This is a genomic window from Bradyrhizobium glycinis (genome assembly GCF_016031655.1).
In the GTDB taxonomy this organism is placed as follows: Bacteria; Pseudomonadota; Alphaproteobacteria; order Rhizobiales; family Xanthobacteraceae; genus Bradyrhizobium; species Bradyrhizobium glycinis.
Map to the genome: position 1 here is coordinate 86192 of NZ_JACCHQ010000014.1, position 17172 is coordinate 103363.

General features: G+C 62.9%; 16 protein-coding genes and 3 pseudogenes. 10 read left to right on the forward strand and 9 right to left on the reverse strand.

Going from position 1 to position 17172, the window contains the following annotated elements:
* Positions 1 to 19 precede the first annotated feature (19 nt).
* A complete protein-coding gene (locus HZZ16_RS20610) occupies positions 20 to 1783 on the reverse strand; it encodes a relaxase/mobilization nuclease domain-containing protein (protein ID WP_197951099.1) in 1764 nt (587 codons plus the stop codon).
* Positions 1784 to 1911: 128 nt separating this feature from the next.
* Between HZZ16_RS20610 and HZZ16_RS20615 the strand changes: the two genes are divergently transcribed.
* Positions 1912 to 2214, forward strand: coding sequence for a 3'-5' exonuclease (locus HZZ16_RS20615; protein WP_246510255.1), 303 nt, complete (start codon positions 1912 to 1914; stop codon positions 2212 to 2214).
* A 248-nt stretch (positions 2215 to 2462) separates the two neighbouring features.
* On the opposite strand, the gene HZZ16_RS20620 is transcribed toward HZZ16_RS20615, so the two are convergent.
* Positions 2463 to 4154 (reverse strand): recombinase family protein, encoded by a 1692-nt coding sequence (locus HZZ16_RS20620; RefSeq protein WP_197951101.1) that lies wholly within the window; start codon positions 4152 to 4154, stop codon positions 2463 to 2465.
* A gap of 321 nt (positions 4155 to 4475) precedes the next feature.
* Positions 4476 to 7187 (reverse strand): 3-keto-alpha-glucoside-1,2-lyase-like domain-containing protein, encoded by a 2712-nt coding sequence (locus HZZ16_RS20625; RefSeq protein ID WP_197951103.1) that lies wholly within the window; start codon positions 7185 to 7187, stop codon positions 4476 to 4478.
* Positions 7188 to 7450: 263 nt separating this feature from the next.
* On the opposite strand from HZZ16_RS20625, the gene HZZ16_RS20630 reads away from it, so the two are divergent.
* Positions 7451 to 7645 carry a hypothetical protein gene (locus HZZ16_RS20630; protein ID WP_197951105.1) on the forward strand — a complete coding sequence of 65 codons (195 nt, stop codon included), beginning with the start codon at positions 7451 to 7453 and terminating at the stop codon, positions 7643 to 7645.
* Positions 7646 to 8532: 887 nt separating this feature from the next.
* Positions 8533 to 8673 (forward strand): glutathione binding-like protein, encoded by a 141-nt coding sequence (locus HZZ16_RS37225; RefSeq protein ID WP_311974222.1) that lies wholly within the window; start codon positions 8533 to 8535, stop codon positions 8671 to 8673.
* 202 nt (positions 8674 to 8875) lie between these two features.
* On the opposite strand, the gene HZZ16_RS20640 is transcribed toward HZZ16_RS37225, so the two are convergent.
* The 4 genes and pseudogenes from HZZ16_RS20640 to HZZ16_RS38290 all read right to left on the reverse strand — a co-directional run.
* Entirely contained in the window at positions 8876 to 9553 is a 678-nt protein-coding gene (locus HZZ16_RS20640) for a 3-keto-alpha-glucoside-1,2-lyase-like domain-containing protein (protein ID WP_197951107.1), read from the reverse strand.
* A 25-nt stretch (positions 9554 to 9578) separates the two neighbouring features.
* A pseudogene (locus tag HZZ16_RS20645) lies at positions 9579 to 10487 on the reverse strand (DUF1259 domain-containing protein).
* 17 nt (positions 10488 to 10504) lie between these two features.
* A complete protein-coding gene (locus HZZ16_RS20650; protein ID WP_197951109.1) occupies positions 10505 to 10738 on the reverse strand; it encodes a PepSY domain-containing protein in 234 nt (77 codons plus the stop codon).
* 47 nt (positions 10739 to 10785) lie between these two features.
* Positions 10786 to 10893, reverse strand: a pseudogene (locus HZZ16_RS38290) (sulfurtransferase); the annotation flags it as partial.
* Here HZZ16_RS38290 and HZZ16_RS20660 point away from each other — a divergent pair.
* The 5 genes and pseudogenes from HZZ16_RS20660 to HZZ16_RS20680 form a co-directional block, all read left to right on the forward strand.
* Positions 10891 to 11262: pseudogene (locus HZZ16_RS20660) on the forward strand (chromate resistance protein ChrB domain-containing protein); the annotation flags it as partial. The pseudogenes HZZ16_RS38290 and HZZ16_RS20660 overlap by 3 nt on opposite strands.
* Positions 11263 to 11763: 501 nt before the next feature.
* Positions 11764 to 12798, forward strand: coding sequence for a Cj0069 family protein (locus tag HZZ16_RS20665; protein WP_197951111.1), 1035 nt, complete (start codon positions 11764 to 11766; stop codon positions 12796 to 12798).
* Between the two features lie 3 nt (positions 12799 to 12801).
* Positions 12802 to 13398 carry an ABC transporter ATP-binding protein gene (locus HZZ16_RS20670; RefSeq protein WP_197951113.1) on the forward strand — a complete coding sequence of 199 codons (597 nt, stop codon included), beginning with the start codon at positions 12802 to 12804 and terminating at the stop codon, positions 13396 to 13398.
* Complete coding sequence (locus tag HZZ16_RS20675) at positions 13395 to 14201, forward strand: ABC transporter permease (RefSeq protein ID WP_197951115.1); 807 nt, start codon at positions 13395 to 13397, stop codon at positions 14199 to 14201. The genes HZZ16_RS20670 and HZZ16_RS20675 overlap by 4 nt, the downstream gene beginning before the upstream one ends.
* Before the next feature lie 401 nt (positions 14202 to 14602).
* Positions 14603 to 14764 carry a hypothetical protein gene (locus HZZ16_RS20680; RefSeq protein WP_376707577.1) on the forward strand — a complete coding sequence of 54 codons (162 nt, stop codon included), beginning with the start codon at positions 14603 to 14605 and terminating at the stop codon, positions 14762 to 14764.
* Here the strand turns inward: HZZ16_RS20680 and HZZ16_RS20685 are convergent.
* Positions 14761 to 14934 carry a hypothetical protein gene (locus tag HZZ16_RS20685; protein ID WP_197951119.1) on the reverse strand — a complete coding sequence of 58 codons (174 nt, stop codon included), beginning with the start codon at positions 14932 to 14934 and terminating at the stop codon, positions 14761 to 14763. The genes HZZ16_RS20680 and HZZ16_RS20685 overlap by 4 nt on opposite strands.
* A 306-nt stretch (positions 14935 to 15240) precedes the next feature.
* On the opposite strand from HZZ16_RS20685, the gene HZZ16_RS20690 reads away from it, so the two are divergent.
* Both HZZ16_RS20690 and HZZ16_RS20695 read left to right on the forward strand, forming a co-directional pair.
* Entirely contained in the window at positions 15241 to 15660 is a 420-nt protein-coding gene (locus tag HZZ16_RS20690; RefSeq protein ID WP_197951121.1) for a ribbon-helix-helix domain-containing protein, read from the forward strand.
* 4 nt (positions 15661 to 15664) lie between these two features.
* Positions 15665 to 16837 (forward strand): extracellular catalytic domain type 1 short-chain-length polyhydroxyalkanoate depolymerase, encoded by a 1173-nt coding sequence (locus tag HZZ16_RS20695; RefSeq protein ID WP_197951123.1) that lies wholly within the window; start codon positions 15665 to 15667, stop codon positions 16835 to 16837.
* Positions 16838 to 16940: 103 nt separating this feature from the next.
* Here HZZ16_RS20695 and HZZ16_RS20700 read toward each other — a convergent pair whose 3' ends face one another.
* The gene (locus HZZ16_RS20700) at positions 16941 to 17138 is read right to left on the reverse strand and encodes a hypothetical protein (protein WP_197951125.1); all 198 of its coding nucleotides are present in this window, start codon (positions 17136 to 17138) and stop codon (positions 16941 to 16943) included.
* Between the last annotated feature and the right edge of the window lie 34 nt (positions 17139 to 17172).

Genomic DNA, 17172 nt, shown 5'->3' on the forward strand with positions numbered 1-17172 from the left:
TACTGCATTGGCGAGATGGCTAGAAGCCCAGGTCGCGCTTCCGACCAAAACCCCACTCGATGCCACCGCCGTCCTTGACGACGCCGGTGACGTGTTGGCCGAGCCGCTTTTCGAGCTCACGCGACCAGGGCACGAGCTGGAAGCCAAGCCCGTTGTCGATCATGGCAAAGCGTCCGGAGGTGAGCGTAAGCCGCTGGCGATATGTGCCCGCCACATGCTCTCCGGAGGCGGCCTTCACGTGACGCAGGCCGGTATCGGCCGAAAGTTTTGCGGCCACCTCGTCCAGTTCGCGTCGACGCAACGTGTCCAGGAGATCGCGCTGCAGGATGATGCGCTGACCCTGCCGCCGCGCCAGACCCTGCTGGATCAGATGCTCGGTACGGGCCTCCATGGCGTCGCGGGTCTCGCGGCCGAATCCACTCATGGCAAGCGGCATGGGGTCGCGTTCGACAAGCCTGTGGTCGAGCCAGCTGGCCCCTTTTGCCGTGACCTGCCCACCGAGATCGTGATCGGAACGGGTCGCCAGCACCAAGGTCGGTCGCGGATCGCCGGCTTGACCCAAGCGTCGGACCTCGACGAGTCCGCCGGCCGGCGGTGCATGTTCGAAAGCCTCGAGTCCGCGGAAGCGCACATGGTGCGCGCGGCCGTCCGTTCCGTCGATCAGGGCGTAGGCTTCGCCGGTCAGTTCGTCATACAGTCCACGGTCGACCAGTCGTCCGATAAGATGGGACGTCGGCGCTCCACCTTCGATGACGAAGTCAGCAACACCGCGCGCTTCTCCACGCTCGGCAAAGGCGCGGTGCATGGTCTTGATGATGTCGCCGCGTATACCGAGGTCGCGCAAGCTACGCTCCGCCTCGAGCCCCACCATCCATTCTCCGGGTGCGGCGGATACGGCAAGTCCCGTCTTCTCCAGGTGTTGAAGGCGCCCAACCATCAGGCGCCTGATCTCGGAGTCAGAGCTGCCGGGACTTTCTGGACGAAGATCGATATAGCCGGTTTCATCGGCAGCCAGGCGGATCTCCCGGTCGAGTCGCGTCCATCGTTCCGCCGTGACTTCCCTCTCCAGCGAACTACGGACCTCGTGCTCCGGTTTCGGGCCGAGCTCAATGCCAACCAGCTCCTCAGCGCGTGAGCGCAGGCCTCGGCTGATGTAGTCGCGGGCGATTACGAGATCCGCCCCTTGCTCATCTACGCCCCTGACGAGAAGATGGACGTGGGGGTTGTCGGTATTCCAATGATCGACAGCCACCCAATCCAGCTGCGTGCCGAGATCGGTCTCCATCTGCTTGGCCAAATCTCGGGTGAACGCCTTGAGGTCGGTCATGCCGTCAGCGTCCTCCGGCGAGACGATGAACCTGAAATGATGCCGGTCGTCCTTGCAGCGTTCAGCAAAAGCCGCACCGTCAGCGCGGTCGCTACCAGCGTCGAACATCTCGGCCCGCTCGCCGCTCCGGGTCACCCCATCGCGTTTCAGGTATGAGAGATGCGCGGTCAGGGGCGCCGAGCGGAACGAGCGTCCCTTGTGACGCACGACGCGCGCCTTCACTACGACGCGCCGCGCCGAGCTGAATAACCGGCCGCGACTAAAGGCCAACCGGCCACGGCCAAAGGTCGACCGCCCATACGCAGTAGAACGCTTTCGCACCGCGGTCCGACCCGAAGTGTGTCCGGCCTTCTTCGCGGCACGCAGCACCTGGTTGATGAAGCTCTTGGGCTTCGGCGCGCGGGTGCTGCGGATGCGCCCGGGCCGAATGCGCAGATCGCTGTCCCCGACGCTCATAGCCGGGCCTCGAACAGCGCCAAAACAGCTACCGTGCCGAAAACGCCCTTGATTGCATTCATCAAAATGCAAGGCGCGGCACGCGCCCCGACCGACCGGCACGCCAGAACCCAAGCCATGCCAATGGCTTGTGGTTCGACCGGCGAGCCCCTTTCGTCGCCCACAACGTCAGCTTCGACTACGGCTTCGTCGCCTATGAATTCGACCGCATCGGGCGGCGCTTCAGATTTCCAAAGCTCTGCACCTGCGCCGGAATGCGGCGGCGGTATCCGGGACACAAGTCCTACGGGCTTGGGAAGCTTTGCGAAACATACGGCATATCGCTCGCCAACCACCATCGCGCCCTATGCGACGCGCGGGCCGCGGCGCAGTTGTTGAACCTCATCAATCAAAAGCGGAGCGAAGAGGGGCAAAGCGCCGAAGCAGCGTAGGGCGTAACCGATAAGGCACCTTGGAACGGCGGGAGCTCTGGGAGGCACAATCGCTACGAAGCAGTTCCACAAAAATAGATTTTCTGATAAGACGAAATATCGCTTGCTCCGTCGGGCAAAACAGTGGTTCATAAGGCGCTGGTCCTAGCGAGACGAAGGAGCCAGCCCGATGGCGAATGACGTGGACACCTCCTCGGAACTGTCCAAGATCGCGAAATTGAACGGTGACTTCCGAAGGAACGGCACTCTCATCGGTGCGATTTTGTACCTCCGCACCGTGAGCGCCGCCCGCCGAAGCCCTTGGCTTTGGGCTGGCCTGATCTCGATCGCTTTTTCGGCGGTGCTGAGCTGGTTGGGGCGGCATGGGTGGTTTTTGCCAGCGTTGCCTTGATGGCGGCGAACAGTGCCCCCTTATTCCCGTAAAGCGTGCCCCGATGTCGACGAAGAGAACCGGATGAGAGCCAGACGTAGCGTCCTGCCTTCAACGTGGCAGGCAACAGCACGTAGTCCGCGATCTGCCGGTTCGCCGCATCCAATCTCATCACAGCGAGCAGGCCAGTTGAGATCTGCCTTCGGTAAGCCTTCCATTGCGCTGCGTGGTCCTCTCCGCGATGCGCCAATCGCCGCGCAACGAGAAACGAGACCAAGCGCTCGCCTCCGACATGGAGGGCTATGCCGTCGAGAACGAGGTCAAGCTGCAGGCCTGGGTCAGTGCGCAGCACCTCCGCGAGTTCGGTAGCATGCTTGGTCTGTTCTGAGGCCCAAAGCTCCCTGGTCTCGATCCAGTCGCAATCGCGCGGCGACACGTAGCCGATCAACGCATAAGCCTTCCGCAGCGAGCCGAAGTGCTTCACGTAGGAGGAGACGTGATTGAGGCCCAGGGTTTCGTTGATGATGCGGGAATTGAGCTTGCCACGGCGGCGCAGCGTGAGACGAAGGCGCAGCAGCATCTCATCTTCGGGAATCTCCACACGCCGTTCGGCCAGCAGTTTTTGGGCTCGAGCGAAGATGCTGGGGTCCACGATAGGCTCGATCGCCGCTGCGCCCCGGACCCAGGCGTGATCCGGATTCTTGACCAACTTCTGCCCCAAGCGTCGCGAGGTGCGATTGTAGATGGTCTTGCCGATGTAGTTCTCGTTCGCGAGGATGGTCGGGATCATGCCGTCGGTCCACGGCCGACCGTTGTGATTGGCGATGCCGGCGTCGTTCAGTTGGCGCCTGATGTCGCTGTAAGACGTTCGGCCGTTGACGAACTGATCGAAAATGATCCGGATCACTGCTGTCTCCTCGGCAGAGCCGGGCTGCAGTCGAACGCGATCCGATTGCAGAGCCTTGAACTGGCCCTTTTCGAGGAAGCCTTTGGGATGCTCGCTCTCGTCTACCATCAGGCGCCGGAGGCCGTAACCAACGGGGGCACCGACGCGGTACCCCAGGCTCGCAACTCGGCAGTGTCCAGCGTGCACCTTGACCGAGAGCTCTCGGCTCCACTCTGCGGCCATGCCGCGCTTCAGACTTTTCGCGATCCCGGAGACGAATGTGCCGTCGTTCTTGAAGAGCTCCGCGCAGTATTCGACTTGGACACCGCTCCGCTTGCACAGGAATTCGTAGTACGCGCTCTCGTCGACGTCCTGGAAGCGGCCCCATCGACTGACGTCGTAGACGAGGATGTGATCGAAGTCGGCCTGTCCCGACTGTACGTCCTCGATGAGTTCGATTAGACCGGGCCGCCCCTTGATCCGGAGGCCGCTGCGGCCCTCGTCGGCATAGGTGCGAACGATCGTGAGAGCGTTCGCCTCGGCATAGGCGGCGATGGCGGCCATCTGGTTCTTGATCGAGTAGCGCTGGAGCTCCCTCGACATTCGAACGTATTGCGCCGCCCGCCGCGCTCGGGTCCGCCTCGCCAGGCCTGTTCCTTGGGGAACGACGAGCCAGTTACCCATGCACCCCTCCTGCTACTTCAGAGGTACCCGCGCGCGGACCGGCTGCCCGCCCGAACCATGCTCTCCTCCTCGGGGATGCTGGCGGCAGTACGGGCCCGTCCGGCGCGATCATGGGAGGCGATATCTCGAAACGAGGTCGTCCGGTACACTTCTGCCGACGTGGTGCTATTGGGAGCCGCTACTCCGGCGTGATGACGCACGCCCGCGCCTGCAGCGCGACGCGCGGCCCCGCGGACCGGCCGTATTCGCAGCTCAGCTCGCGTTATGTCGCACTTGTCTTGGCTCCTGCCTGCTTGCCCCCATGGGTGACCGAATGATGGCTCAAGCCGTGAGGGGCGCGTTTGAACGGATGCGCACATTAGCGAAGGCTACACTGCCGGTGTGTACCTGAAGGCCGATGAAGCCGGAATCCGGATCCTCGCTCCTCATGCGCCCGCGGAAGCGCTCGTTGGGATCGGCAGGGTCAGCCGTGAACTTGGTCGATGGCTGACCGTTGAGCACAACCTCGTACGTTCGACCAGTCACAGTGATGTCGAAGCTGTGCCAAGTGCCGGCCGCGAGCCTCTGGCCGTTCGTATAGTTCTGCTGCCCTGGCGAGGTACCGATCGTCTTGACCTTGTATATCGCACCCGTGCGGTTGAAGAGAAATCCATCGAGTTCTCCCCTGCGCGTGTCGCCCCGCGCTTCCTCATCGATCTGAACCTCATAGCCGGTGTCGACCGCCACGGTGGCGAGGTTGCCGGGAACGTCGGGCCCTGGCGTCCCTGGCAACTCGGGCAACTTTGGATTCCGGAAGCGCAGAAAGACCCCCGAATTGTCGTTGCTGTTGCCCCGCGGATGCGGAAGACAGAAGTCGAGCCGGAGGGTGAAATCGTCGAACTGCTCGGCCGCATAGTAAAGCAGCCCGATGCCGTTCGAGTCGGGCTGCGCGACGAGGGTGCGCCGGACAAGGGCGAAATTCCCGCCTCCTACTCGATTCCATTTGGCGAACAGATCGGCGGATCTTTCCGTACCATCGAACAAATATCGGAAACCGGTCTCGGCGACCGCCGCCGGCGGCGGCGGCAGCAAGTGGTCGCCGAGACGCCTGGCGAGCGCGATCCCGGTCAGCATCGGGTTCGGTGAACCGATCGTCGGAAACAGCGCAGGCCCCACCACATAGGCGTTCTTGACGCTGTGAAAGCGGCAATTCGCGTCGGTGACGGACGCAGTCGGGTCGTCCCCCATGCGCAATGTGCCCGCTTCGTGGTGGGTCGAGCCGAGCGGATCGCGTCGGCCGTTCGGGTGCTGATCGCGCCGCGTGTGAGGAATGACGGCCGCAGCGCTCGTCGCATCGGCGCCGAGCTGCACTTCCGCGCCCGTGACGGGATGCAGGAAGTCGACCTTGTGACCGTTTGCAAGCACCACCGCGAGTTCGTCGGAAGCCTTGTCCATGGCCTCCCAGAGTTGCTCGTCCTTCGGGTTCGGTTGCAGGTTCACGAAGGCCTTGCGTTCGCCGTAGTCAACTTGACCGGGGTCGAGATCAAGCGTGACGTTGCTCGCGGCGTTGTTCGGTTGCATCTCGCCGATACCGCGGATCGTCACGATGACATGCGAATCCGTGGCATTCAGATGTTGCTGGAGCGTATCGATGTCAGGGACCTTCTGAAAGAGCTCCGCCTCCGAATTGGATCCCGCATTGCCGAGACCCGACGCGGTGATCTGGAAATGGAAGTGGCCGAAAGAGCCGTCTGGGTTGTTGTCCGCCCCCAGGAACTGATGTCGGCCCTTTAGCAGCAGCGCAGAGGTTTGCAGCGCTTTAACGCTGGCAGAAACAGCGCTGAATGCCTCGCGTGGCACACGCAACGTGAGGTTGGAACGTAAGTGAGCCATGAGGTTGGTGCCGATCCGACCGTCGGCTCCGAAGGACAAGAGAGCAAGCCGCGTGCTCTCGATGGTGCCGAGGGCCACGATCACCTTCGCATCGGGCGAGAGCGGAATCCGTCCGCGTTCGGTGACTACGCCATCGACACGCAGTCCGTCCGGATCGTTGGTCACGCTCAATCGCGACACGTGGCAACGCGGCACGATCATCAAGCGCTTGCGCACGTCGTCACCGGGCGCTTCGCTGAAGGCCCCCCTTGCCGCCTTGATTAGCAGCGGCACCGCGCTGAATTTGTTGAGCGGGAAGAAGCCCGCGTGTTCGGGCCGCGCCTGGACGGCGAGCGGTGCTTCCAGTTTCAGCTTATTGCGCATCTCGGCCTCGATCTGCTGGCTCTGGGCCGGATCCGAGGGCGGATTAGGCGGCGTGAGTCCCAGAAGAGCGGCGAGATCATCGAGTGTGGGCGGCGTATCGAGGATTTCTACCGGAGGGGCCTCCGGCAGTGCGGCAAGGTCGACCGCGCCGGAAATCCGATTGGCTTTGATCGCGCTGTAGAGTTGCTCGCGCATTCCGTGGTGCAACTCTCCGAAGATGTAGTCGTTCGTCGCCGTGACGCCGATCTGCTGTCCGGATTGGCGGAAGTAGCCGTTGTCGCCGTTGGGCAGCTTCTTCGCGTTGAGGTCGTCCAGCACGGCCTGCGGCCAATCGGTGCGGGTCTCCGTATCGAGCAGCCGCGGAGACCACCCGCCCCACCAGATCGAGCGGCCGCCAACGCAGTAGGCCAATCCGGATGCTGCATAGCCGAGTACAGGGGCGGCGTTCCACGACATTCCCCAAACCTCCCGACCGAGATTGATCGACGGGAGGTTCTGCATGTGTTCGGCAAGCAGAACCGGTCCAGCTTCGAGGACAAGGATTCGTTCGGACCGGCCGGTACTACGGAACCACAGATGCTCGGCGATTGCAGAGCCGAACGTGCCCCCGCCGATCACGACGAAATCGAACGGCCTCATTTCGCCGCGGCCCGGCAAGGGATTGCCTTTGATGTCCCGGGCGTTGGCGCGGTAGGCCGGATCAGAATTGGCGAGCGCTTCGTCGAAGGTGTTGCAGACGTAGCGCCCCAGCACGTCGAGAGCGAAGTCGGTTGGTTGCGAGGACGAGCCGATATTCATCGTGGACTCCAATCCCGGGCTTCGCGCTCACATGGGACGGACGGCGCTGGCCCTCACCTCTTATAAATGTACAGCGACGTTCGTGACGTGAATTACTTCACAATGATTATCAAAGGTTGTTTCGGGCAAGAAAGGGGCACCTGAGGGCACCGGAGAGATGGATCGCCTTCCCGTCGTTCTCCCGTGGCGGACACGACGGTCGAGGACATCCACAACGTGACCTCGATCACCTATCCGGTGGTCTGCCCGCGCACCAATGACGGGTGAATGCCTCAAGTCGATTCTGGAAGATCGTAGCCGACAACCTGATCCATGCCGATCCTTACTATCAGCAGGGCGGCGACATGATCCGCTGCGGCGGTGTCGGTCACGCGATTGGCCCTGGCAAGCCGATCGGACAGCGGATCGCGGACATGACACTCCTAAAGACCGGCAAGTCCATCGACGCGACTAAATAATACACCGTCGCCAGTTGGGCATGCGCGGCTGACTTGGTCGAAGGACCGCCGATCTGGGATCTCGTCGAGAGCTACATCGCTCGCAAGAAGGTTGTTGCGGCGGCGCGCTTCGTCGACAATGCGCATCCGCAATGATTCGGCTTCGGCCCAGGGTCGCGCTCAATAGTCGGGGATATCTCCCCTTGGCCGCGTGGGCTGTACGCAACGCACCAGGTCAGCGTTGGTGCGCTTCCTGCTCTTCTAGCAATCCGACGCTCGTTTTTCAGACGGTGCGGCCTCGGCTCCTCCGGCCGTCGCCTTTTTTGACTGTTCGGTGGGCGCAGGACGGGTCTGCTCGACCGTACCCGCTGTCTTATCCGGCTGCTGTGCGGATGGCGCAGGCTTGGTCGCCGTTGATTGCTCGGCAGCAGTGGGCTGGCTCTGCATCTGGCGCTGCGCGTCTTCCGAAGAAGTTGCGGTATGCTCTGAGGCTTTGCTCATCGACGATGTCGGCGGATGCTGCGTGGAATCAGTTGCTGTGGAGCCAGTTGTTTGCCCGCTATAACCTGGGACATTCCCTGACCCTGCATCGCGACTCGCCGTGTCACATGGACCGGCATGCACGGATGAGATGCTGACAGCGAACGCTGCTGCCAGGACCAAAAATCTGTAAGTAGTCATGGCCCTTCTCCCTAGTTGGATGTTGGACGTTCAACAAAAGCATCGAGCCATCAGTTCCTGGATCCTGGAGGAAGGTTTGAGACGGGCGCCATCGTCAGCTACATCGATGCAACATTCGACGGAGTAAAGTTAACGCCCAAAGATCCCCGCGCGCGTGCGCGCATATATATCCCGTAACCCATGAGCGATTGGTCTTCCCGGAACTTGGCATCCCATCCAACGAGAAAGTGGTAGCTCACGCTTTGCCGAAAGTCGAAACAGTGCTCGCGATTCTTGAGCGCGAATTCGTCGATGGCCGGCATTATCTGATCGGCTCCGAGCTATCGATCGCCGACTTCTTCCTTTTACCGAGCACGTTTTGCGTTTAGCCTCACGGGGGAAGGCAGGCGCCTGTACCCGAAGTATCCCGCCTTCCGCCGATGGCGAGAGCGCATGGAGAGCTACCCACGACACAGAAGCTTCGCGCAATCCTCCCGCCACGTGAACCAATTCAACACGCGCGAGAATGGGCGAAGTCACACCGCCCGAAGTCCGACGACTATCTCCGGCAGAGCTGGACGGGACACAGAGCTATCTGACCTCACCATATGCCAGATCATCGAAGAGGGTCACGCTATCCGCCTTGGTCCACAAGCCAATCATGCCGGCGTCCGCAATCGTGGTGTCTTCCACCTCGAATAGCGGCTTTCCATCGTAAGTCACCTTGAACCGATTTCCTGTGAAGTCGCAACGCAGCGCGTGCCATTGCCCGGACGCCACCGGCGTCTTGACGCCATAGCCGCCCTTTCGTCCGACAATCTCCAGCGAGGTTCGAACGCCTTTGATAGTCTTGTAGAGCACCACGTTGTCCTCCAGCGCGTTCGCCCGCACGACATAGTAATTCTCCGCATCCTTTGCGCGCCAGATAATTCCCGCGGCGCGATCTTCTGAGCCGGCGACGGCCCTAAATTTGACCTCCACAAAGCCGTCGCCGATCCTGGTATCGCTCTTGATGGCCACGGGGAAGGTCGCCCGCCCGGATTGCTTGAGCACGTTCGGCTTGCTCGGCGCGGCGGCGTCGGTCTCAATGGTCCATTTCGGTTGTCCTTGGCCGGTCTTCGTCAAAGTCCATCCTTCCGGCGGCTTTCCGGCAGGACTGTCGTCAAACTTCAGAGTTTCTGCCACCGCGCTCCCTCCAATCGACAAAACTAGCATGAGCGTCAAAGCAAGCCTCGCCCGCGCGGGCGACGATTTGACTTCGAAAGGCATCACACGCTTCCTCCCTCGATCCTTCTCAACTCTTTGTACTGGCAGTCTTGTCCAAAGCCGCGCGTAAGCCTTCGGCCAGCTTGACGGCGTCGTCGTTCGCCCAGAAGTGCATGAAGAACAGCCTGGGCTGCTCGTCGAGCATGTGGCTGTGCAGCGCGGTCACCTCGATGCCGTGTGTCCGCAGCGCCAGGATGACCGGGTTGACCTCGTCGGCCGTCAGCACGAAATCACCTGTAATGGCGGCCTTCCCGCCTCCCGTCGGCTGGATGTTGATAGCGATCGCGACGCCCATCGGGCCGACAGGCGTCAGGGGCGTGCCGTCCTGCGTGATCGGGTCTCGCCGCTTGACGTTGAACTAATAGACGCCGCCGTTCGCCTGGCCTTTCACGCCGATGATCTGGTCGAGCTTCGCCGTGTCAAGATCGACGGGTGTCGGCGGACTCGCCTGCGCCGCGACCGTCAGCGGTGTCTTGCTCTGGGCCAACGCATCGTGGATCGCCGACGCAAGCTTGACCGGGTCCCCATGGCCGGCGATGTGCATGTAGAAGGTCGCCGGGCTCGCCCGCAGCAGATGATTGTGCACGGCCGTGATCTCGAGACCGTTCGCGATCATCTTCGCCATCACGGGGTTGATCTCGGTCTCGAGCAGCACCAGGTCGCCCATGACCATGGCGCCGCCATGCGCAGGCTTGAACGTGACCCAGCCGCCGAGCGCCAGCGCCGGCTTGATCGCCACCCCATCCAAGGTGACGGAGAGGTCGCTGCGGGGAAAGCCGTAGCGGCGGACGTCGTCCGAAACCGCCGGCTTGCGGCCGAGCGCCTCGTCTACCTTCTGCCATTGGGCGTCCTGAGCATACGCGGGGAAGAAGGGCGCGAAGCGGATTGCGAAAAAGCAGACGGCGAGGCCGACCAGAGCCAAGATGGTCCTTTTCATGGTGTTGCTCCTCGCCCTCAATTCCGCTCTTTGATCTGGCCACTGCTGTCGACGAGCAGCTTCACGGGCTTGCCGTCCTTCACCGCATTGGCGGTGATGCCTTCCGCCGTCGACTTGACGTCTTGCACCTGCGAGTAGCCGGCCGCCTGAATCCTGGCGACCAGCTCTTCCTGGGTCAGGGCGTGGGCGGGCGAGAAGCCCACAGCAAGCGCTGCGAAGAGCGCCAAACGACAGATCGCTGATGTTGGCATGTCTGATCTCCTGGTTATCCCTGCCCCAGAAGTCCTTGCCTGCGGCCTCACTTGATCTTGCTGGTCGGCCAGTTGTGCGATTCCTTGGTCGCATCGCGGCACCATCGGTAGAACGCACCGTAGAGCAGCAAGCCGGCGTTCACTTGCTCGAGGTCGATCCCACAGCCGTATTCCTGTTCGTCGCACGGTCCGCGGTCGAGGCCGTCGCGGAGCGGTTCGAGGCTACACCATCGACATGGAACGTGTTCTGGAGCCATCGCGGCGAGCTCTGCACCTTCGATGTCATGGTCAAGGAGTTCGGCCTGTCGTCGCCTGCGTTGCAGTGGCTGGCGACGATGGTCCGCGCCGCCGATGCGGGACGCCTCGATCTGTCTCCGGAGGCGCCGGGCCTGCTTGCGGCATCGCTTGGGCTGTCGCGCATGCTCGACGACGATGAGCGTCGGCGCGGCCGCCGTGCCCTCAATCGAGACAGTCTGTCGGGAGAAATGGAGGTGTACGATGGTGACATGCTGCGCCCTTGGTGATCAGGACGCGATTCTTGGGCATGACGCCTCGCGGGGAGATCGCACATCCCCGAGCCGCGAATAAAAAGCCTAGTTGACGGGGCTGTCAACCCGCCGGCGGCGAAGGATTCCAGAAATCATCAGACGAGCGTGTGGTTTCATCTGAATTAAGGGAACTAAGCCGACGGTTGGCGTGACGTTGGGCTTAATGGAGTCGCCGAGCGAGCTTCTTGATGATTTCGCGGAGATCCCTCGCATACTCTTCGATGATCTTTCTGGCTTCCTCCAGGCGCGAAGGCTCCGGCTCCGGAACTTCCCTTTCTCGCGCCGGTCGGTCCGTATCTTTCATGCGCTCACGATTCGAGGGGCACGGCAAGATTTGTTGAGCTAGATCAAGGTTCGCCCGCTCCGATCTTGAAATGTCCGGAGGAGTTCACGTAGACTGCCGGTCCGGGATCAAGCAGACTCCCGGCGAGACTTCGGTCCAAGTTCTGCGCAGCACGCAACACGTGGAGCCTGCGCATGGATACCGAAAAGCAACCCTCTCCCCGACGTGCAGTTGCCATCCTCTCGCGAGGAGATGCGGCCGCGCGTCGAGAAGCCACCTCGAAAAACGGCCGCTTCGTTGACGTTTTCGAAGCACTCACCGCCGTCGGTGTCGAAGGGCGCGCCGCCGTCTACGACGAAAGCTTCGCCGATGCCGTCCGCGAAGAACTGCTCGCAGTGGACGGCGTGCTCGTCTGGGTTAACCCGATTCAAGACGGCCGAAACCGCGCCAGTCTCGACGCGCTGCTGCGCGACGTCGCCACGCAGGGCGTGTGGGTCAGCGCTCATCCCGACGTCATCCTCAAGATGGGCACCAAGGAGGTCCTCTATCGCACCCGCTCGATGGGCTGGGGATCGGACACGGCGCTCTATCAAACCGCCGCGGCGATGCGCGCGGAGCTGCCGGCCCGGCTCGCCACAGGTCCGCGCGTGATCAAGCGCAACCGCGGCAACGGCGGCCAGGGCGTCTGGAAGGTCGAGAAGCTGCCGACCTCCTCCATGATCAAGGTGCTGGATGCGACCAAGGACGCGCCCGAGGAACTGACGCTGGATGATTTTCTGCGGCGCTGCGCGGAGTATTTCGAGAACGGCAGCGTAATCGATCAAGCGTTCCAGCCGCGCCTGAGCGAGGGCGTGGTGCGCTGCTACATGGCGGGCGATCGCTGCGCCGGCTTCGGCCATCACAAGGTCAAAGCCCTCGTCGAGGCGCCGGCCGCGCGTTCCGAGGCGGGACCGCGGCTCTACACGTCGAACGCGGACCCGCGCTTCCAGCGGCTGCGGCGGTTGATGGAGGACGAGTGGACACCGCAGCTCACCTCGCTTTTGGAAATCGCGCCAGGGGACCTGCCCGCGATCTGGGATGCCGACTTCATGCTCGGCCAGGTCCGGGCCGACGGAAGCGACAGCTACGTGCTCGGGGAGATCAACGTCAGCTCGGTGCATCCATACCCGGACCAGGCGCCGGCAGAGATTGCCAGGCGAGTTGCCGACCGGCTGCGGCTCAAGCTCTGACGCATGCTGACGGTCAGCGGCCTCAAGCGCCTGCACATCTTCGTCTCATTCGACCTGCAGGACGGCGAGTGCGTCGCCCTGCAGGGGCCTTCGGGAGTAGGGAAGACCTTGCTGCTCCGCGCCATCGCGGATCTCGATCCCAACGAAGGAACAGTCAAGCTGGACGGCGTGCTCAGAGAGGCGATGCCGGCCCCGGCCTGGCGAAAGCGGGTAACCTACCTCGCCGCCGAGCCGGGCTGGTGGTCCGACACCGTGCAAGATCACTTCGCTGCTTGGGATGATGCCCTTCCGCTAATTGCGCGACTGGGGTTGCCGAACGAGTGCGGAGCGTGGCCGATCCAAAGGCTTTCGACAGGCGAGAGATTGCGGCTGGGACTTGCGCGGGCGCTGATGCTGCGAGCGCGGGTGCTTCTGCTGGACGAGCCGACCTCGGCTCTCGACCCTGCATCAGCCGCGGCCGTGGAATCCTTGATCGCCGAACGCATCGCGGATGGAACGAGTGTCCTCTGGACTACCCACGACGGCGCTCAAGCCCGCCGGGTCGGGACCAGGATTTTGGTGATGAGGCCCGACGGCGGGATCGAGGAAGGCCGGCCGTGACCTACATCCAGCTTTCGTACGGCGACCTGGTCCTACCTGCGCTTCTTGTCGTCATGGACGGCGTCTTCTCGCTTGTTCTCCGGCTCAAGCTCGAGAAGCAACTGGCTGTTGCGACGGTGCGCATGGTGGTGCAGCTCGTCCTCGTCGGATACGTGCTAACGTTCCTGTTTACCGCGGTGTCGCCGCTCTGGACCGCACTCGCCGCTCTGATCATGGTCCTCTTCGCCTCGCGGGAGATCGTCGCGCGGCAGAGGCGGCGCCTTCAGGGCGTGTGGAAGTACGGCCTGGGCGCGGGATGCACGCTGCTCGCCGCCGGTACCGTTACGATGTTCGCGCTTCTGACGGAGCTACGACCCGATCCTTGGTATCACCCGCGCTACGCGCTGCCTTTGCTGGGCATGATGCTGGGCAACACCATGACTGGAATAAGCCTGGGCCTGGACGTGCTGACCAACAGCCTGATGCGCGAACGAGCCGGCGTGGAAGCTTGTCTTGCGCTGGGAGGCACCCGACATCAGGCACTGCTGCCGGTCATACGGGACGCCTTGAGAAGCGGCTTCATGCCGATCATGAACAGCATGGCCGCAATCGGCCTTGTTTCCTTGCCGGGAATGATGACCGGCCAGATCCTTGCGGGCGTCGAGCCGGTCGATGCTGTGAAATATCAATTACTGATCATGTTCCTGATCGCGGGTGGGACCGGGCTGGGAACGCTGGCGGCCGTCCTGGCTGGGGCACGCCTGCTCACCGATAGTCGACATCGGCTGCGTCTGGACCGCCTCACGGCGGAAAAGTCCACTTGAGCGCGCTGGGCGTGCGGCGGCCGTCTCGCTACGCGATCCTACCCCCATCGCTAATTCGATCGCTGGGGTGCAGCATCACCGGGTCGCCCGCAGCGAGCGCGGAGAGAACCTCGGCGACCGGTTGTTTAGATGTTCGATCTGGACAGGGATGGTGGTGGCGCGCGCCCTGTCGTCGGCAAGAACAGTCCACGGGAGGCATTTCCGGAATAAAGCGCACCGACACGGTTAAAGCATCTGGAGTGCTTCAGGTGGTCGCGTCGACGACGACCCTGTAGTCGTGATCTAGCAAGGCCAGGCCTCGGGCTGATCCGCGAAGTGGATGGTCAGACCCGCTGTTCCTCGACACCGTGCTGATGACGAGGGAACGACGCCTGCGAACCGAGTGCGAGGAGCACGGCTGGATGCAGGACCGCACCGACCCGCACGCCCGGGAGCTGGCCTTCGACATCGCCCGCCAGGATTCCTCGACCGGCTTCTCTCCGGAGGAGGCCGTCGCCGAGATCGGCGATGTTCTGGATTCGATCGGCGACACCTGCCCGGAGTGCCCGCCCGAGGCCGACTAAGCCGTCTCGTGCGTCATGCCGCGCTCGCAGCAAGCCGAGGCACGAAGGCGAATGAGTTCGATCCGCGCCAGCGCGGCGTTGATCCATCTCTGCCGTTCAGCTCCATCGGCTTCGCCGGCGCGCTTCATGGCCGCAAACGCCTCGCGCTCGGGATCGTACTCGACGTCCATGGGCTGAAATATAATCGCAGATCGTAAACGATCACGCAGCGAGGCGGCCGTAGGAATCCGGGGCCGCCACGACCCGCGATCGCGGGCCTAACCCTCCGGAGCGTCACGCCTCTGCTCCTCTAATCTGTCGATGAGCTGCTCGGGATCAGCCGCACCTCTGGCCGCTCCTACTGCAGAAGGCATGCGGGTAGCGCTGGCCGCCCCCGGATGGATCGCACTTTCGCAAAGGCGGCAAGGGGGGTCTTGCGCGGTGACGAATTCCATCCATATACCATCTGCCCAGATGGCGAAAGGATAGTAGCAACGATGGCCAGCAACGTGCACGAAATCCGACCAAAGCCCTCCGACTCGGAAAAAATCACAATCAATCTTGGTTTTGTCGATCTCGGTCAGGTCGATTTGATGGTGCAGGAAGGCTTCTATTCGAACCGCACGGATTTCATCCGGACCGCTATCCGCAACCAGCTCGAACGCCATGCCGACGTGGTCAAGCAGTCCACGGCACGAAAGAGCCTGGACCTGGGCTTGCGAAACTACAGCCGCGAGGATCTTGAGGCGGCGCGGAGGGCGGGCGAGATGCTGCACATCAATGTTCTGGGTCTCGCCACCATTGCGCAGGACGTCACGCCCGAGCTGGCCCGCGCGACGATTGCCTCGGTCTCTGTGCTGGGTGCCCTGCATGCCAGTCCGGCGATCAAGTCCGCTCTCGCCGACAGGACGAGGTAAGGTCATGTTGAACCAGGACATCATTCGCGAAGCCACTCGCCTCACACGCTCGGGCCAACTCGTCGAGGCCACCGCGCTGCTTCAGCGCATGCTTCGGGGCGAGAAAGAGCGGGGCGCTACCGCACCGATGGCCGGCCACCTCGCCCTTGCTGCAGGAAGAGAGCCGCCGACCATCGACGCCAAGGCGAACGCCGCCGAGACGAGGCGGCCGCGTCGGGCGGCCCAGCCGGCAGTGGATATCGCCAAAAACCTCCACGGGCTCGGACTGGGAGGAGCCCTGAGGCGTGCGCCGCCTTCCATGGCGGACATCGTGCCGGATGGCGCCAGGTTCGTCGAAGGCGTCTACGCAAATGCCGCGGGAAGCCGCGCCTACCGGCTGTTCATCCCGAGCGGCTATCATGGACAGCCCATTCCGCTGGTGATCATGCTCCACGGCTGCACGCAGTCACCGGAGGATTTCGCCGCCGGCACGCGGATGAACTTCATCGCCGAAGAACAGACCTGCTTCGTCGCCTATCCCGCGCAGCGGGCCGACGCAAACCAGGCGAAATGCTGGAATTGGTTTCGTCCGGCCGACCAACAGCGCGGCGGAGGCGAGCCCTCACTCTTCGCCGGCATCACCCGCCAAATCATGCATGACTATTTGGTCGATCCGGAACGCGTCTACGTCGCGGGACTGTCCGCCGGGGCTGCGGCCGCGGCCGTCATGGGATCGACGTACGGCGATCTGTACGCGGCGATCGGCGTTCATTCCGGACTGGCCTGCGGAGCAGCCAGCGACCTTCCCTCCGCGCTGATGGCCATGAAGCAAGGTGGCGGACTTGAGGCAGCGCCGAGCGACGGCCCGCCCGTGCCGACAATCGTCTTTCACGGCGATCGCGACACCACCGTGCATTCCAAAAACGGCGATCGGATCGTCCGACAGTCGATCAGCGGATCCCGCACGAAAGCCAAGGTGCATCGGGGGCGGGTACCTGGAGGACATGCCTACACTCGCACGGTCCACACCGACGCCTGCGGGCGCGGAATCCTCGAACACTGGGAAATCCACCGAGCCGGACACGCATGGTCGGGGGGCAGCCCCGCCGGCTCCTACACCGATCCGGACGGACCGGACGCAACGAGAGAAATGCTGCGCTTCTTCCTCGAGCATTCGCTCCCACCAGGGCGGAATTGAGGTGGCATCCGCTTTTCATCTCGGTGATGTGGGAAGCGGACGTCGCAATCGTTCTCCATCGAACGGGAGCCCGCTGGCGCTAATCGTCCGACCTTTAAGCCAATCAGGTCTTCGGCTTCTGTTCCGCTGCAGCCTCTCGAGCGATCCGCTCCGCCTTCAGGCGCTCCCGGTTTGCATGGAATGCCTGTTGGTCGTGTTCATGCTCGGAGACCGGTGCCTCCGCGCGCGTGTCGCGAAACACCTTCTGGGCTTCCCGTTGGGCCGCGGTCGGCATGCTCCGGTTTGAGGTGCGATCGCTCATTGCTTCCTCCTTCGGGCGCAAACGGTCCTTGCGC

Bases quoted from the DNA above. Each gene is read 5' to 3' on its own strand.
- HZZ16_RS20610 (WP_197951099.1), bottom strand. From the start codon at position 1,783: ATGAGCGTCGGGGACAGCGATCTGCGCATTCGGCCCGGGCGCATCCGC.
- HZZ16_RS20620 (WP_197951101.1), bottom strand. From the start codon at position 4,154: ATGGGTAACTGGCTCGTCGTTCCCCAAGGAACAGGCCTGGCGAGGCGG.
- HZZ16_RS20625 (WP_197951103.1), bottom strand. From the start codon at position 7,187: ATGAATATCGGCTCGTCCTCGCAACCAACCGACTTCGCTCTCGACGTG.
- HZZ16_RS20640 (WP_197951107.1), bottom strand. From the start codon at position 9,553: ATGCCTTTCGAAGTCAAATCGTCGCCCGCGCGGGCGAGGCTTGCTTTG.
- HZZ16_RS20650 (WP_197951109.1), bottom strand. From the start codon at position 10,738: ATGCCAACATCAGCGATCTGTCGTTTGGCGCTCTTCGCAGCGCTTGCT.
- HZZ16_RS20665 (WP_197951111.1), top strand. From the start codon at position 11,764: ATGGATACCGAAAAGCAACCCTCTCCCCGACGTGCAGTTGCCATCCTC.
- HZZ16_RS20670 (WP_197951113.1), top strand. From the start codon at position 12,802: ATGCTGACGGTCAGCGGCCTCAAGCGCCTGCACATCTTCGTCTCATTC.
- HZZ16_RS20680 (WP_376707577.1), top strand. From the start codon at position 14,603: ATGCAGGACCGCACCGACCCGCACGCCCGGGAGCTGGCCTTCGACATC.
- HZZ16_RS20685 (WP_197951119.1), bottom strand. From the start codon at position 14,934: ATGGACGTCGAGTACGATCCCGAGCGCGAGGCGTTTGCGGCCATGAAG.
- HZZ16_RS20690 (WP_197951121.1), top strand. From the start codon at position 15,241: ATGGCCAGCAACGTGCACGAAATCCGACCAAAGCCCTCCGACTCGGAA.
- HZZ16_RS20695 (WP_197951123.1), top strand. From the start codon at position 15,665: ATGTTGAACCAGGACATCATTCGCGAAGCCACTCGCCTCACACGCTCG.
- HZZ16_RS20700 (WP_197951125.1), bottom strand. From the start codon at position 17,138: ATGAGCGATCGCACCTCAAACCGGAGCATGCCGACCGCGGCCCAACGG.